This is a genomic window from Parabacteroides sp. TM07-1AC (assembly GCF_003480915.1).
Lineage (GTDB): Bacteria > Bacteroidota > Bacteroidia > Bacteroidales > Tannerellaceae > Parabacteroides > Parabacteroides chongii.
The window spans coordinates 214,946-231,005 of record NZ_QUKD01000009.1; the positions used below are offsets into that span (position 1 = coordinate 214,946).

The window sequence follows — 16,060 nt, forward strand, 5'->3', positions numbered from 1 at the left end:
TACAGAAAGAAAGCCCGTTTAGAAGTTCTGCCGGGCTTTCTGTATTTTATGAATATGAGTTGTTTTCTCAAGCGATTGCGATCGCCAACACGCTGACCCGTACTTCGGGAATCGCCAGCAGTGCTTCGGCGCAGGCTCCGATGGTGGAGCCGGTAGTAATGACGTCATCTATCAGGAGAATATGTTTCCCCTCCAGTTCTTTATGGTCTGCGACCGAGAATATATCCTGTACGTTCTGCCAGCGTTCGTATGTCTGCCGGCTGGTCTGCGTGTCTGTCTCTTTGATACGGCGGAGGCTGGTGGTATCTATCGGAAGTTTTAAAACACTGTTCAGTCCCCGGGCTATCCATTCGGACTGGTTGTAGCCGCGCTGCTTCCTCTTCTTGGGATGGAGCGGGACAGGCAAGAGCAGATCCGGGCAATCTGTCAGGAAAGCCTGCCGATAGTTCAAACCCGCCATGCGTCCCAGGCGGAAACCGATCTCGCGGTTGTCGTGGTATTTCAGGGAATGAATGAGCTGTTGCACATGGCCGCCTTTTTCGTAATGCAGAAAAGCGGCTGCCCGGTAAACGGGTACTTTCCCGGCAAACAGATACGTGGCGGGATTCTCTTTCCGGAAATCATGCCCTGTACGGGGAAGGTCGCAAATGCATTTCAGGCAGATATGTTCCTCTCCTCCGGTGAGGGGTGTCTGGCATATCATGCAGAGCTTGGGGAAGAAGAGATTCAGCAGGTCATTCAAAATCTTCCTCATAGTTGTTACCATTGAATAGTTGTTTCAGGCAACGGGAAGCTTCACGGCTCTCAAAACCACGACCGGCAGCAAAACGCAGAAGTTTGATATAAATATCCCGGTCGTCTTTCCCTTTGGTCGATTTCTTTTTCGCTTTAAGAGACGATTGGAGTATATGGGTATATTCTGTTTCGTCTATCCCCTCCAGGGCTTCCGCACGTATGGGAGCGGGGATGTTTCTTTTTTGAAGTTCATAAGCGATCTTGATGCGCCCCCATTTGTTGAAGCGCAGCTTGTCGTTTACAAAGTAACGGGCAAACCGGTGTTCGTCGATGAACTTTTCCTGAAGCAGACGGGCGATGATACGTTCGCCTTCCTCCTGGGTGAGACTGGCTGCTTTGATCTTCTTTTGCACGTCCTGGATGCAACGTTCGGCTGTCGAACAATAAGCGGCAGCACGGCGCAACATTTCCGCTTCGGTTATCTGTTCCATGTCTGTGCCTTTACAAAGCGGTCTTTCCCGGACAGGTCCTGGATCAGTTCTACGTTCTTAAATTCCATCATGCGCAGCATGTTCACAACGGCTTCACCCATCTGTGAGTTGATCTCCAGATACAGGTATCCTTTTTTCTTCAGTTTCTGTTCGGCGAAACGCGCAATGCTGTTATAGTACAGCAAAGGATTGTCGTCGGGAACGAACAAGGCGAGTGGCGGTTCATAATCGAGGACGTTTTTCTCCATCTCCGCTTTTTCCTTCTCCATCACATAAGGAGGGTTGCTGACGATCACGTCGAACTCATCTTCTATGGAATCGGCTGTTTTGGATGGTTGAAGAATGTCCCTTTCGTAAAAAAAGAGTTGTACGCGATTATGTATAGCGTTTCTTTGGGCTACCTTCAGGGCTTCCGGCGAAATATCGAGTGCCGAAACCTGTGATTTGCTCAGTAATTTCCGCAGAGTGATAGCAATACAACCGCTGCCGGTACCAACATCCAGTATGTCGATACTTTTCTTGGGATAATCGTGTACGATCAACTCGACCAGTTCTTCCGTTTCCGGACGCGGGATCAGGACTGACGGGTTTACCAGGAACTCGAATCCGTAAAAGTCGGTTTTGCCGAAAATATATTGGATCGGTTCGTATTTTGTCAATCGTTCTACGATATTGTGAATCTCGGTCTTTTCCTTATCGGATAATTCTTTATCTTTGCAGAGTAAGAATTGATGCGGCTGGATATCGCACACGCGCTCCATTATCAGGCGAATGAATGCTTTGATTTCACTTAGCGGATAATAATCTTTGAGCGTATTTTGTATATAAGCGACAGTCTCAGTCATAACAATGTAATTTTAATGCAAAAGTAATGCAAAAACCATTTATACGCAAAGAAAATGGTCGAGGTTGAAAATAAATATATGGCGCGCTGTATTTCTCTGGCCCGTAACGGGATCGGGAATGTGGCGCCAAATCCGATGGTTGGGGCTGTGATTGTACATCAGGGGAAAATTATCGGAGAGGGCTATCACCGGAAATATGGCGAGGCACATGCCGAGGTGAATGCGATCGCTTCGGTCCGTGATGAATCTTTGTTGAAAGAGGCGACGATATATGTGAGCCTGGAACCCTGTTCTCATTATGGGAAAACACCTCCCTGTGCTGAACTCATCATCAAAAAGCAGATTCCCCGTGTTGTGATCGGATGTCTGGATCCCTTTCCTGAAGTTTCGGGGAGAGGAGTGAGGATGCTTTGTGAGGCAGGTGTGGAGGTGGTGACCGGCGTGATGGAGGAGGAAGCCCGGGAGTTGAACCGGGTGTTTATGACTTTCCAGGAAAAGCGACGGCCTTATATCTATCTGAAATGGGCGCAGAGTGCGGATGGTTTTATGGATCGGCTGCGGACGAATAATTCGTTGCCGGCTGTCGTGTTGTCTTCTTCGGAGACTTTGCGCAGGGTACATCATTTGCGGGCGAATGTGGCGGCTATCATGGTCGGCACACAAACGGCTTTGCTGGATAACCCCTCGTTGACGGTACGCCATTGGGCGGGGAAATCGCCTGTAAGGGTGGTTCTCGACCGGACTTTACGTATCCCGCCTCATTATCATCTGTTGGACGGGGCGGTGAAAACGCTGATTTTTACAGCGGTAGAGGCTGTCAGCCGGGAGAATGTGGAATATGTCACGATTGATTTCGGGCAGCCGGTTTTGCCGCAGGTAATGCATGAGTTGTATGTCCGTAAACTGGATTCGTTGATGGTGGAAGGGGGAGCTACGCTTCTCGGTCATTTTCTGGAGGACGGTTTATGGGATCAGATGTTGGTTGAAACAGCCCCGGTCAATCTGGAATCGGGCGTGAAAGCGCCGGATCTTAGCAGGGTGGCATCTCTGTCGCTGACAGACGTGAAAAAAGTGCAGGATCATGTAATCTCTGTTTTTTTACGGAAAAATCAGTGAGCGAAGTAGTTTAACGGAACTAAAATATTATAAATATTAGCCGATATTGGGAATAAAGCAAAAAATGTTTCTACTTTTGTGGCTTTATATGCAACAAACTTATTTTTGGATGAAAAATAGAATAGTACTATTTGTAGCGGGATGTATTGCATTGTTTCTGTCTTCTTGTCTGAATTCGGACGATCAGGAGTATGAAATACCTAAGGATTGTCAGATAACGTCTTTTTCTTTAAAAAGTGATTCTGTCAAAGGGTTGGAAGCAGTGAAGTTTGTGATCGATCAGGTAAACGGACGTATTTTTAATCCGGACTCTATGCCTTTCGGCACTGAGATCGAGAAAGTTGTCTGTACGATATCGCGTGCGTCCGGGTTGGCTTCTATTGAAGTGACACAGGAGGCGTTGCCGGATTCTACCTTTTTTTGGAATACGGAAGATTCATTGGATTTTTCCAAGCCGGTTAAATTTGTGACGGCTGCGTATGATGGCATCACTAAGAAAACTTATATCGCACAGGTCAATATCCATCAGGTAGTGCCTGACTCCATGAGCTGGGAGCTGTATGCTAGCAACGTGTTGGGATTTCCGGTGAAGGAACAGAAAGTGGTTACCTGGGGAGATCAGGAGAACGAGTACTATTATATGTACGCACAAGCTGCTGATGCAAGCAAAGGATATTCATTGCACACCTCTTCTGTGTCGAATGCTATCTCCTGGACGGAAACGACGTTGAGCGGGCTGCCTGCTGGCGAAGTCCGTCTTTCACAGATGACAGAATATGAGGATGCTTTGTTTGTGCCTACCACAAAAGGGGCACTGTACCGCTCTGTAAACGGACAGGACTGGATTCTGGTCGATCAGTCTAATAATGTAAAAGCATTGCTGGGAGCAATCGCAGCAGTCGATAATAATGTATTACAGCAACCTTCATTCCTGTCTGCCATCGTAGATAATAACGGAACGTTGGATTTTGCTTATCTGAACGAAGAGATGAAATGGACAATCGGTGATGCCGTTCCTGACGGATTCCCGGTTAGTGGTTTCGGCTCTTTAGCTTCTTATTCTACCGGCAGCAAGCAGAACAGTCTGACGGTTGTTGCAGGAAAAGACAAAAACGGTAAATTGCTCAACTCTGCCTGGGCGACCATGAATGGCGGACAGTGGATATTGCTGACAGACGAGGAATCTGACTATTTCGATAAGCGGGAAGGTGTAATACTTTCTGCTTATGATAATAAGTTCTGTCTGATAGGCGGTATCGACGAAGCAAATAAAGCACGGAAAGATTTATATTTCTCTATAGATGGTGGTGTGACATGGACGTTGTCCGACACATTAACCGTGATGCCGGATAATTATAAAGCACGAGGTTTTGCATCGGTATCGGTGGATAAAGATAATTTCATGTTGATTTTCGGAGGAAAAGAGACGAATAATGCAAATGATCTGGATCAGATCTGGAGAGGTCGCATAAACCGCTTAGGTTTTAAGGATTGAGAAAGTTCGTGAAGTGTAGTATAATTTTAAGAAGAATTTAGCGTTAGAAAAGAGGTGTAGTAACATAACAGCATTGCCATATGACTTCAACTTTTTTTCAACGGGTTCTTATACTGATACTGCTGGCCGGTTCATTTACCGGTATTCACGCGCAGGAATATAAATATGAAATAGGCGGAATGGCCGGAGGCGCTTTCTATATGGGGGATGCCAACAAAAATGCTTTCTTCAAAGGAATGAATCCGGCGGTGGGAGCAGTGTTCCGCTATAACGCCAACTTCAGATGGGCTTTTAAGGCAAATCTGATGTGGGGACAGGTTTCGGGCAGCACGGAAGGACTGGAGAATGTTTTTCCGGACAATGCGCAGGCATCGTTTAGCCGTAGCCTGGTGGAGCTGGGCGGACAGATGGAGTTTAACTTCTTTCCGTACAGTGATAAGTTTGATTACGCAGGGGCGAAGCGATTCACTCCGTACGTATTCCTGGGACTGGGAATTACATACGGCACAGGGAATGAAGCGTTTTTCGGACCGAATATTCCCTTGGGAGTAGGCGTGAAATATAAGATAAAGAACAGGATCAACCTGGGTTGCGAGTTCTCTTTCCGTAAATTGTTCGGAGACAATTTCGATGTTACGGACGGAAGTAATGCAATGCTGGATAATCCTTATCAGATAAGCGGCAGTTTTTTGAAGAACAAGGATTGGTATTCATTTTTACTGCTATCTGTTACCTGGGACTTCGGTCCGCGTAACAGACCATGTAATAGTATAAACAGTAACAGTACGTTTAGATACTGAGAAACACTATGTCATTGATAGAGGAAATAGACAAAAATCGCTTGCCGCAACATGTGGCGATTATTATGGATGGAAACGGACGTTGGGCCAAAGCACAGGGGAAAGACCGGAGCTATGGACACCAGGAAGGCGTTGTCTCTGTTCGTAAAGTGGTAGAGGCGGCAACGGCTATTGGGCTGAAATACCTGACAGTGTATACGTTTTCTACAGAGAATTGGAACCGGCCGGAAGAGGAGGTGAGGGCGCTGATGAGCTTGCTTGTCTCTGCCATTCATCGGGAAACACCGGATCTGATGAAAAATAATGTACGTCTGATGGCGATCGGTAATCTGAACCGTCTGCCGAAAGATGCGCATGTAACGTTGCTGAAATGTATCGAACAAACTTCTGCCAATACGGGGACGACTCTGGTATTGGCTCTTAGTTATTCATCCCGCTGGGAAATAACGGAAGCTGTCAGACAGCTCGCCGTCCTGGTAGAGGAAAAGAAAATAACCCCCAACGATATAACCGAGGCAGTTGTCTCGGACCACCTGACGACTAAAGGCATTCCTGATCCGGATCTTCTGATCCGAACCGGAGGAGAAAAACGCATCAGTAACTTTTTGCTGTGGCAATGTTCGTATGCGGAGTTCTACTTTACCGATGTTTTTTGGCCGGCATTCAGAGAAGAAGAGTTGTATGAAGCTATATTGTATTACCAGCAACGTGAACGCCGTTTCGGTAAGACAAGTGAGCAATTAATCTTATAAACAATAGCTGTTATATGTACAAAAGAATAGTGCTGTTTTTTATTTTCCTAGGTTTTGCCTGCGGAGCATTTGCCCAGGAAAGTGACACTACCAAGGTTGAAGCACCGGCGGAAGTGCCGGTCATTAATTACTCGATGACTCCTAAGCGGTATAAGATTGCCGATATCAAGGTAACGGGTATTAAGAATTATGATGATTTCGTGTTAATCGGTTTCTCCGGACTATCGGTCGGCGATGTAGTCACCGTACCCGGCGACGAGATTACAGCAGCGGTAAAGCGTTTTTGGAAACACGGATTGTTCTCGGATGTAAAAATCCTGGCAACCAAGATTGAAGGCGACGAGATCTGGCTGGAATTTCAGTTGAAGCAACGTCCCCGTATATCGGAAGTAAATTATCATGGTATCAAGAAAGGAGAGCGGGAAGACCTGGAAGCCAAGCTGGGCTTGAAGAAGGGATTCCAAATCACTCCGAACGTGATAGACCGTACAAAGATCGTTATTCAGAAGTTCTTTGACGGCAAAGGTTTTAAGAATGTAGACGTTGATATTGTACAGCGCGACGACTTGTCAAAGGAAGGCGAAGTGATCGTCGATATCAATATCGATAAGAACGAAAAGACTAAGATTCATCGTATTTACTTTGAAGGAAATAAGGAACTTACAGCCCGTGACCTGAAAAAGGCGATGAAGAAGACAAACGAAAAGTTCAGTCTGCCGAACGACTGGAAGACCAGTATCCTGGAAGCATTCAGTACGAAGAAGTTTACTACTGAAGAATACGAAAAAGATAAGCAGAACATTATTGCCAAGTATAACGAACACGGTTATCGTGATGCCGTATTGCTGGCTGATAGTGTTGTGAACTACAATGAGAAGAAAGTCGATATCTACCTGAAACTGGAAGAAGGAGACAAGTATTATCTGAAAGACATTCGTTTTGTGGGTAATACACAGTATGCTTCAGATTACCTGGAAGCTATCCTCGGAATGAAGCCGGGTGAGGTGTACAACCAGAAGAAACTGACCGAACGTCTGTCTACGGATGAAGATGCCGTGTCCAATGTGTATTACAATAATGGTTACATCTTCTTTAGTGCCGACCCGGTGGAAGTAGATGTGGATAACGACTCCATCTCTTTGGAAGTACGTATCCAGGAAGGTCCGCAGGCTACCATCAACCGTGTAATCATCAATGGTAACGACCGTCTGTATGAAGATATCGTACGTCGTGAGCTTCGTACCAAACCGGGTATGTTGTTCAGTCGTGAAGACTTGATGCGTTCCGTTCGTGAAATTGCCCAGATGGGACACTTCGACCCTGAAAACATGGATCCGAAGCCAATTCCCGATCCGGAAAACGGAACAGTGGATATTCAGTATAACCTGACGTCAAAGGCCAACGACCAGATCGAGTTCTCGGCCGGTTGGGGACAGACAGGTGTGATCGGTAAGTTGAGTCTGAAGTTTACGAACTTCTCCATGAAGAACTTCCTGAATCCGAAGACCTATAAAGGTATCATTCCGCAGGGTGAAGGTCAGACTTTGACATTGAGCGGTCAGACCAACGGACGATACTATCAGGCATACAGTATTTCATTTATGGACCCGTGGTTCGGTGGCAAACGTCCGAATACACTTTCTGTAAGTGCTTATTTCTCTAAACAGACTGATATCAGTAGTAACTACTATAATAATAGTATGTCTAATTATTATGGAGGTTATCCTTACTATGGTAGTTATGGCGGCATGTATGGCGGATACTATGGTAATTATGGTGGTTACTATAATAATAACTACGAACTTGCCTATGACCCGGATAAATCGATCATGATGTTCGGACTTTCTGCCGGTTACGGTAAACGTTTGAGCTGGCCTGATGACTACTTCCAGTTCATGGCAACTTTGAACTATCAGTTGTATATGATGCATGACTGGGCATACTTCCTGGTTCAGAATGGCAATTGCCATAATATAAACCTGGAATTGATGTTACAGCGTAACTCTATCGACAACCCGTTGTATACTCGTCGTGGTTCACAATTCTCTTTCTCCGTCAGTGCGACTCCTCCTTACTCTTTGTGGGATGGAAAGGATTATGAAAACATGAGTGACAATGATGAAAGTAAATTTAAGTTCATCGAATACCATAAATGGAAGTTCAAAGCAAAGATTTTCTCTCCGTTGGCTCCTATGGCTGTTAAACGTACGCCGGTATTGATGACCCGTGTGGAATACGGATTCCTGGGATCTTACAACAAACATAAACGTTCTCCGTTCGAAACATTCTATATGGGTGGTGACGGTATGAGCGGATACTCCAGTACATACGCAACGGAAACGATCGGTTTGAGAGGTTACGAAAACGGTAGTATCGCCGGTAACGGTGGCTATAACTCGTATGGTTATGCTTACTCCCGTCTGGCAATGGAGTTACGTTATCCGTTCTTGCTGGAACCGTCTTCTACTATTTACGGTCTAGTGTTTGCTGAAGCTGGTAACGCATGGAGAGATTTGAAGAGCTTTAATCCGTTTGACTTGAAACGTTCTGCCGGTGTCGGTGTTCGTATCTTCCTGCCGATGATCGGTTTGATGGGTATCGACTGGGCGTATGGTTTCGACAAGGTGGATGGTTCACGTAGTGCAGGTGGTAGTAACTTCCACTTCATTATCGGACAGGAGTTTTAGTTAATTGAGAATTAAAAATTGAAAATTGATAATTGGTTATGCTGTTAAAGTGTTAATTGTGTATTATTAATTTTCAATTTTCAATTCCCAATTTTCAATTCTCTTATCTTTGCGGTCAGAGAGTGAAACTATAAAAAGAAAGCGTATGAAGAAGATTATTGTTTTGAGTTGTATGATGCTCCTCTGCTCTTTTGCCGGTATGGCGCAAAAGTTTGCTTTGATAGATATGGAATATATCCTGAAGAATATTCCGGCATACGAGATGACAAATGAACAATTGAGTCAGGTATCGAAGAAGTGGCAGAACGAGGTGGAAGCCATTCAGCAGGAAGCACAGAATATGTATAAGACGTATCAGAGTGACTTGGTATTCCTTTCCGCTGAGATGAAAACAAAGCGTGAAGAAGAGATCGTAAAGAAGGAACAGGAAGCACAAGATTTGAAACGTCAGTACTTCGGACCGGAAGGCGAGCTGTATAAGAAACGTGAGAGTTTGATGAAGCCTATCCAGGATGAGATATACAACGCTGTAAAGGAGATTTCGGAAGACAAGGGCTATCAACTCGTTCTCGACCGGGCATCGGCCATGAGCATTATTTTTGCTTCTCCGAAGATAGATATCAGTAATGAAGTGCTGTTAAAGTTAGGATATTCAAAATAAATGCTTACATTTGTGCGCTTTATGCACAAAAATATGATTGATTAATAACAAGTAATATTTTATAGAAAATGAAGAAACTGATTATTTTTTTGTTGATGATCCTGCCGTTAGGCGTTTTTGCTCAGGAAGCTAAAGTAGCAATCGTAAATTCAAATGAAATTATGGCTGCAATGCCGGAATTGACTGCTATGCAGGAAACTATGAAGCAGATGAATGACAAATATGCTGGCGAGATGAAGACGATGGAAGATGAATGGCAGAAGAAATATGCTGATTATATCGCTCAACAGGATTCAATGACTGAAAATATCAAAGTAAGAAGAATGCAGGAATTGCAGGATATCGAACAGCGTGTTCAGAACTTTACACAGGTAGCTCGTCAGGATATGGACAAAAAACAGCAGGAACTGTTGGCTCCGATCCAGGACAAGATCAGAACAGCTATCAAGGCAGTAGGTGATGAAAAAGGCTATGCTTATATCTTCGATAACAATCCTGGTATTGTTCTTTATACTGGTAATTCAGCAATTGATGCAACTCCGCTGGTAAAAGCTAAATTAGGTTTGAAATAATCGATTCTAATTAGGATATAACAAAGGATGCCTTTCTATGGAGGGGCATCCTTTGTTGTATTATAAAAGAAGGAAGAAATATGTTTTCACAACAAACAGGACCGATCGGAATTTTTGATTCCGGCTATGGCGGGTTGACTGTCTTCGATAAGATACGTCAGGCCATGCCGGAATATGACTATATTTATTTAGGAGACAATGCACGTGCTCCGTATGGTGGGCGTTCGTTTGAAGTCGTTTACCGGTTTACGCGCCAGGCGGTGTTGAAGTTGTTTGAAGAGGGTTGCCAGTTGGTTATTTTGGCATGTAACACGGCTTCGGCAAAGGCATTGCGATCCATCCAGCAGCTTGATCTTCCCGGATGGGACACGGAACGCCGTGTGCTGGGGGTTATTCGTCCGACAGTGGAAATAATGGATCAGGTCAGTGTGACCAAACATGTCGGTGTTTTGGGTACTTCCGGTACGATCTCTTCACAGTCCTATTCCCTCGAAATAGGTAAAATGTTTCCGCATATTAAGGTGACAGGCGAGGCTTGTCCGATGTGGGCTCCTTTGGTTGAGAATAATGAGTTCGATTCGCCGGGAGCAGACTATTTTGTGAAAAAGCATTTGGAGCATATTCTTTCCATCGATCCACAGATAGATACTTTGGTACTGGGATGCACGCATTATCCTCTTTTAATGGGTAAAATCAGACAATATTTGCCGGATGGGGTTACCGTACTCCCACAAGGAGAATACGTGGCAGAGAGTCTGGTAGACTACTTAAAAAGACATCCGGAGATGAACAGGCGGCTTACACGTGGTGGATTCTGTCGTTTTCTAACGACAGAATCGGCTGTAAAGTTTTCAGATGCAGCTTCTGTCTTCTTGAATGATCCGATAGAGGTAGAACAGATATCCATCGATTAAATAGTGTTTATGAGTTGGCAAAAGTATGTTTTCCTGTTGCTGATACTGTGTTTTAGTCCGTGCAGTAGTGCGGAGGAGCCGGATACTTATTTGCGTAATAAAGGGCTGGTGGATATTTCGACTTTGGACTCTACTATTTGCGTACAATTGATCTATGCGACATCCGACAATTTTATGGGGAAAGCCGTTTACTCGGGAATAACACGTGCATGGCTTCACCCGGATGCGGCAAAAAAGCTTGTGGCTGCACAACAATTATTGAAAAAAGAGCAGCCCGGTTTAACGCTGGTTGTATATGATGCCGCCCGCCCGATGTCGGTACAACGAAAAATGTGGGCACTTGTGCGGGGAACAGACAAAGTGAATTATGTGAGTAACCCGGCGAATGGAGGAGGACTGCATAATTACGGGATGGCAGTAGATGTCACTATCCTGGATGAAGCGGGCGTAGCTCTTCCTATGGGAACGCCTTTTGATTTCTTTGGTGAAGAAGCCCATACGAATAATGAGGAGGCTTTATTGAATGCTGGTAAGATAGATCGTACAGCCTATGACAACCGGCGGTTGCTACGTCGGATTATGAAACAGGCCGGATTCCGCATCATTCCATATGAATGGTGGCATTTCAATGCTTGTAGCCGGGCAGAAGCCCGGCAAAGTTATCCGGTACTGGATTAATTGATATTCTTTCCGAAAGGAGTCAGTGCGAGGGCTGCCATTTTAAAATGCTGTCTACCCCAGGGAATACCGATGATTGTGATACACAACAGCAAACCGAACCCGAGATGGGTCAGGCAAATCCAGAAACCTCCCAATATAATCCAGAGTATGTTCATGATGATACAAAGGCAACCGCCCGAATTTCCATTATCTGTAACGGTACTCCCGAAAGGCCATAATGCTAGTAGTGCCAGTTTTAGGGTCTGTAACCCGAAAGGAATCCCAATGATCGTGATCATCAGCAGCAGGCTTGAAATCAGATATTCAATACTGGTAATCAGTCCGCCGAATATTAGCCAAATGATGTTGCCTAAAAATTTCATATGTCTCTGAATTTATCGTTTTCACAAATGTAGCATAATTCTCATTAAAAGCAATAGTTATTGAGCCTTAAACGAATAGGCATTGCTCATACTGTCTAACTCCGCAAGCACTTGTTGCTTTACGATCTGAAAGCTGTCGCGAAGTTCCGGCTTGACTGGAAGTGATGGAGGTGCTTCCATATTCAATGGGTTGATCGGTTGTCCGTTCTTATGTACACGGAAGTCCAGGTGCGGACCTGTCGAAAGGCCGGTCGAACCGACATAGGCGATCACTTCGCCCTGCTGAACATGGCTACCCACCTGTATGCCTTTGGCAAACTTGCTAAGGTGCATATAGGTTGTCGTATAGACTGAGTTATGTTTTACTTTCAAAAAATTTCCTCCGCCATTCTGATATCCTTTTGCGATCACGGTCCCGGCTCCGATACTTTTGACCGGAGTGCCGACCGGAGCTGCATAATCGACCCCGTGATGTGCACGGTAGCGTTTCAAAATCGGATGGAAGCGGGCATTGGTAAAACGTGAAGTGATACGGAAGATATCCAGCGGTGCCTTCAAGAAAGCTTTCCGGAGAGAATTACCATCCTGATCGAAATACTCGAAGACGCTGTCCTGTGTAAAAGGAATGGCTACAAAATCTTTGCCCTGGTGGGTGAAGACTGCTCCCTGGATACCGCTTATATTTAAAGCGGTGGTATCATCGATATAAGCAATGTCGTAGAGTACGCGGAAAGAATCCCCTTCCTTTACATCGTAAAAGTCGATTTGCCAGGCAAAAACATCGGCAATATTAATTGCCAGCAACGGGTTTACACCTTTTGATTGCAGCACGTTCCATAGGGAGGAATTGATCGTTCCTTCCACATATTGTCGCTTTAAAGTGATCGGTTTGTTAAATTCATAGGCACTGATCGTATCACCGGTAAAGTCGATTACGGCATAGTCCGTTTTCGTTTTGGCAAAAGCGATATAGCGGATTTGGGCGGCACTATCCTGCATACTGAATGTATAGTAGTGCATTCCTGCCTGTAATTTAGTTGGATCCAGTACCTCGATTGACGAGCGGCTGATGCTGTCCGCCATCAGGGCAGAGAAACCCAGGTTTGAGAAAATGGCGGCAGGATTGTCTCCGTTTTTCATCTTGTATTCTTTGATATCCAGCGTGTCGATACAGATGCCGTATTGATATGCGCGTTGCACACTGTCGATCCATTCGCTGTCAACTTCTTCTTCGCATTGTTTAGGTGTGTTTTTGCAGGAGATACCTAATATAAACAGTAAAATCAAAATAGGTGCAATGCCCGATCTCATCATTATATCCTCATTTATAGTTTGTTCGTCGGGTGCAAACTTACAGAAAATAATGTAAATGCTCAGAAGGATAGGAGCGGCAGAGTGAAAATGGATTGTTAATGTTAACTAAATACAGTACTTTTGGGGAACAATTTCGACGGATTTAGCGTCTTATCTTTGTAAGTGATATAACAAATAGTATAGAATATGAAAAGAGTGATTTTTTATGTATTGATGCTCCCGATGGTACTTGGGATGATGATTTCTTGTTCTGAAGCCAAAACAGATGCAAAGAAACTGGAAGGTAAATGGAATGTAATAGAAGTAAAAGGTGAAAAGATTCTGAAAGAAGGATTACCTTATATGGAATTTGATATGGCACAAAATAAATTGCATGGAAATGCCGGTTGCAACATGTTCAATTCTTCTTTTACGTTAGATGACAAGGACATTTCTTCAATCACGATAGCACCGGGTGCTGCTACCATGATGGCTTGTCCGGACATGGCGACAGAAGATGCTATCATGCAGGCGATGGGTAATGTGAAAGCTGTAAAAGCCGGTAGCTCAGAGAATGAAATGGTGTTAGTAGACCAGGACGGTAATGTTCTGCTTGTCTTATCTAAAAACTAAATGAAATGAAGAAGTATCTATATCTATGCCTGGCAGTTGTAGGGATAGCCGTATTTGCTTCCTGTAAATCTCAAAAAGCAGTGGTTGCTTCCTATTCAGACCTAGATGGTGAATGGAGCGTGGTGGAACTGAACGGTAATAAATTAGATCCGGACAAAAGTAACCAGCTTATCGTCATAGACGTAGCGCGCAACCATCTGTCCGGAAATGCAGGATGCAACCGTATGAACGGCAGCATTGAATATTCTGAAGCCCGGAAGAATATCATCAAGTTTCCGCAAGTAGCGACAACGCGCATGGCCTGTCCGGAATTGAAAGGTGAACAGGAGTTTCTGGAAGCTTTGAACAAAGTAGTTCGTTTTGAAGCGGAAGGCGATGTCAAACCAGTGAATACAGTAGCCTTTTACGGTACCGATAATGGCAAACTGATGGTTATTGAAAAGAAGAAATAAGTAATTTCATAAAAAGGAGAGGTGGCCCTGTTGAAGGAGGCCACCTCTTTTCAGCTCAAAGATAGAGCATAGTTGCATAATTCTTTGACTTCGCCAATAGTCTCGAAATCTATCTTATTACCATCAATATATTGTTTGAGTAGTTCTCTATGTTGAGAGAATATTTTTAAGAATTGTTTCTTAGTAGAGAACCCTTTGAGTCGCTTGTTCTTTTTGATATAAAATTGGTAGTCTATTTTAACGATGACAGAATTTTTATCATCATTTCCTGTTCCATAGATAAGATTAGAATAGCTATCGACAGAAGCTGTTTCTGTTTTCCCTCCGAAGGTTAAATCCTTTTTAACCCGCTTATTTCCGATATATTGGACTAAAATCAGTGGTTCATTTTGAATAACCTCTGCCATTCCATTACTTGATACAGGAATAAAAGTCCGGTTGCCAGTTTTTATAGATACGATCATATCCGGATCTGAGAACTCTTTCTTCTCATTATCTTTATCTATAAAGACAAATATGTTTTCAAATAAGTCATAATTAACCGGAACTTGAAAGATTCTTCCATCTTTATAATAGATATAAGAATCTGTAAACTCAGGAAATAGGTAGGAGGAATGTCTGTCCTGTCCTGAAGCATTCGATAATCCTAGGTAAATAAAGAATAGAATCAAAGTATATTTCATATTATTCTTTAGAGATGATGTGAGAACTTTATAGAAAGTAGTGAAGAATTCCTCACTACTTTCTTTTGAGTTATTTCAATGTATTATAAAGATGGTTTTGTGAATTCAATGGCTTCGTCAACTGTAACTTCCAATACATGTACCTGAACTTCGTATAAACGTTTATATTCAGGGACGCCTTTTGGCCTGAAGGCTGTATTGGTTACCATATATTGTTGCGGTTTCGTATAATCACTGGGAGTCCCTAATGTAGGCGCTCCGTTAACCGGTTCTACTTTGAAGGCATAAGTGTCTGACATGATAAATTCCAGTACCATTTCTTTTTGTTTTATAGGCATGACAACATAACGAAACATACCTTCTTGTACTTCTTCGACAAACTTTATAGGTTTGACGGTTTCATTATCAAATGCTGATTTGACAAATAAATGTCCTTTGTTTGGTGTATGATATTTAACTTTATCAAATGTAAACATGTGGACAATATATTTTTTACCTTCCGGTGCAGCACTGTCTTCTACTATTTCCTGCGTATTTTTCACCAACATTTTTTCTCCCGGAGCAAGTACTTTATTCAGAATTGTAACATTGGATCCGGTATTGTTTGTATACTCCATACCATTTTCAAAAGCGTCGAGCAAAGACATAGCAATATAATTTTCCAACCATTGCCCCTTGCCATTGTTGTGGTTGACTTGCCATACTTTATTTGTGAATAATTCACGAGGACGATTTCTGACTAAACCTGTACCAAGTTCAAGATTCGAATAGACCGATTCAGGAACTTCATCCCACTCAATTCCACTCTGACAACTGGATAAAGTCGTTAAGCCGAGTGTTAATGCTAATAATATATTTTTAATTTTCATGACTTTAGTCTTCTGTTAA

The 16,060-nt window shown here is 43.7% G+C and carries 18 protein-coding genes; 11 read left to right on the forward strand and 7 right to left on the reverse strand.

Annotated elements, in window-relative coordinates; genetic code table 11:
• Positions 1–67: 67 nt before the first annotated feature.
• From DXD68_RS17750 to prmC, 3 genes are read right to left on the reverse strand one after another with little or no spacing between them, the layout of a single operon-like run.
• Complete coding sequence (locus DXD68_RS17750) at positions 68–754, reverse strand: ComF family protein (protein WP_233577212.1); 687 nt, start codon at positions 752–754, stop codon at positions 68–70.
• On the reverse strand, positions 735–1,226 hold the full coding sequence (locus tag DXD68_RS17755) for a regulatory protein RecX (protein WP_122362847.1): 492 nt from the start codon (positions 1,224–1,226) through the stop codon (positions 735–737). Before DXD68_RS17755 ends, DXD68_RS17750 begins: the two co-directional genes overlap by 20 nt.
• Positions 1,214–2,071 carry a peptide chain release factor N(5)-glutamine methyltransferase gene (gene prmC, locus DXD68_RS17760; RefSeq protein WP_122362848.1) on the reverse strand — a complete coding sequence of 286 codons (858 nt, stop codon included), beginning with the start codon at positions 2,069–2,071 and terminating at the stop codon, positions 1,214–1,216. Before prmC ends, DXD68_RS17755 begins: the two co-directional genes overlap by 13 nt.
• Positions 2,072–2,125: 54 nt before the next feature.
• On the opposite strand from prmC, the gene ribD reads away from it, so the two are divergent.
• The 9 genes from ribD to DXD68_RS17805 all read left to right on the forward strand — a co-directional run bounded on the left by ribD (position 2,126) and on the right by DXD68_RS17805 (position 11,746).
• Positions 2,126–3,187, forward strand: a complete 1,062-nt coding sequence (gene ribD / locus DXD68_RS17765; protein ID WP_122362849.1) for a bifunctional diaminohydroxyphosphoribosylaminopyrimidine deaminase/5-amino-6-(5-phosphoribosylamino)uracil reductase RibD — start codon at positions 2,126–2,128, stop codon at positions 3,185–3,187.
• A 64-nt stretch (positions 3,188–3,251) separates the two neighbouring features.
• Positions 3,252–4,682, forward strand: a complete 1,431-nt coding sequence (locus DXD68_RS17770; RefSeq protein WP_199715738.1) for a DUF6242 domain-containing protein — start codon at positions 3,252–3,254, stop codon at positions 4,680–4,682.
• An 80-nt stretch (positions 4,683–4,762) separates the two neighbouring features.
• On the forward strand, positions 4,763–5,482 hold the full coding sequence (locus DXD68_RS17775; RefSeq protein ID WP_122362851.1) for a DUF6089 family protein: 720 nt from the start codon (positions 4,763–4,765) through the stop codon (positions 5,480–5,482).
• Between the two features lie 8 nt (positions 5,483–5,490).
• Positions 5,491–6,234, forward strand: a complete 744-nt coding sequence (locus tag DXD68_RS17780) for an isoprenyl transferase (protein ID WP_122362852.1) — start codon at positions 5,491–5,493, stop codon at positions 6,232–6,234.
• A gap of 14 nt (positions 6,235–6,248) precedes the next feature.
• Positions 6,249–8,921: an outer membrane protein assembly factor BamA gene (gene bamA / locus DXD68_RS17785; RefSeq protein WP_122362853.1), complete on the forward strand. Its 2,673-nt coding sequence runs from the start codon at positions 6,249–6,251 to the stop codon at positions 8,919–8,921.
• 145 nt (positions 8,922–9,066) lie between these two features.
• Positions 9,067–9,582 (forward strand): OmpH family outer membrane protein, encoded by a 516-nt coding sequence (locus tag DXD68_RS17790; RefSeq protein ID WP_122362854.1) that lies wholly within the window; start codon positions 9,067–9,069, stop codon positions 9,580–9,582.
• A 68-nt stretch (positions 9,583–9,650) separates the two neighbouring features.
• On the forward strand, positions 9,651–10,154 hold the full coding sequence (locus tag DXD68_RS17795; protein WP_122362855.1) for an OmpH family outer membrane protein: 504 nt from the start codon (positions 9,651–9,653) through the stop codon (positions 10,152–10,154).
• An 80-nt stretch (positions 10,155–10,234) separates the two neighbouring features.
• Positions 10,235–11,068, forward strand: coding sequence for a glutamate racemase (gene murI, locus DXD68_RS17800; protein WP_122362856.1), 834 nt, complete (start codon positions 10,235–10,237; stop codon positions 11,066–11,068).
• A gap of 9 nt (positions 11,069–11,077) precedes the next feature.
• Positions 11,078–11,746 carry a M15 family metallopeptidase gene (locus DXD68_RS17805; protein ID WP_122362857.1) on the forward strand — a complete coding sequence of 223 codons (669 nt, stop codon included), beginning with the start codon at positions 11,078–11,080 and terminating at the stop codon, positions 11,744–11,746.
• Here the strand turns inward: DXD68_RS17805 and DXD68_RS17810 are convergent.
• Positions 11,743–12,111: a YccF domain-containing protein gene (locus DXD68_RS17810; RefSeq protein ID WP_122362858.1), complete on the reverse strand. Its 369-nt coding sequence runs from the start codon at positions 12,109–12,111 to the stop codon at positions 11,743–11,745. The genes DXD68_RS17805 and DXD68_RS17810 overlap by 4 nt on opposite strands.
• Positions 12,112–12,168: 57 nt before the next feature.
• Positions 12,169–13,425 carry a peptidoglycan DD-metalloendopeptidase family protein gene (locus tag DXD68_RS17815; RefSeq protein ID WP_122362859.1) on the reverse strand — a complete coding sequence of 419 codons (1,257 nt, stop codon included), beginning with the start codon at positions 13,423–13,425 and terminating at the stop codon, positions 12,169–12,171.
• Positions 13,426–13,611: 186 nt separating this feature from the next.
• Between DXD68_RS17815 and DXD68_RS17820 the strand changes: the two genes are divergently transcribed.
• Complete coding sequence (locus DXD68_RS17820) at positions 13,612–14,037, forward strand: META domain-containing protein (protein WP_122362860.1); 426 nt, start codon at positions 13,612–13,614, stop codon at positions 14,035–14,037.
• 5 nt (positions 14,038–14,042) lie between these two features.
• Complete coding sequence (locus tag DXD68_RS17825; RefSeq protein ID WP_122362861.1) at positions 14,043–14,489, forward strand: META domain-containing protein; 447 nt, start codon at positions 14,043–14,045, stop codon at positions 14,487–14,489.
• A 50-nt stretch (positions 14,490–14,539) separates the two neighbouring features.
• Here the strand turns inward: DXD68_RS17825 and DXD68_RS17830 are convergent, their stop codons facing one another.
• Both DXD68_RS17830 and DXD68_RS17835 read right to left on the reverse strand, forming a co-directional pair.
• The gene (locus tag DXD68_RS17830; RefSeq protein ID WP_199715740.1) at positions 14,540–15,172 is read right to left on the reverse strand and encodes a hypothetical protein; all 633 of its coding nucleotides are present in this window, start codon (positions 15,170–15,172) and stop codon (positions 14,540–14,542) included.
• 83 nt (positions 15,173–15,255) lie between these two features.
• A complete protein-coding gene (locus tag DXD68_RS17835) occupies positions 15,256–16,041 on the reverse strand; it encodes a DUF5018-related domain-containing protein (RefSeq protein ID WP_122362862.1) in 786 nt (261 codons plus the stop codon).
• Positions 16,042–16,060: the final 19 nt, after the last annotated feature.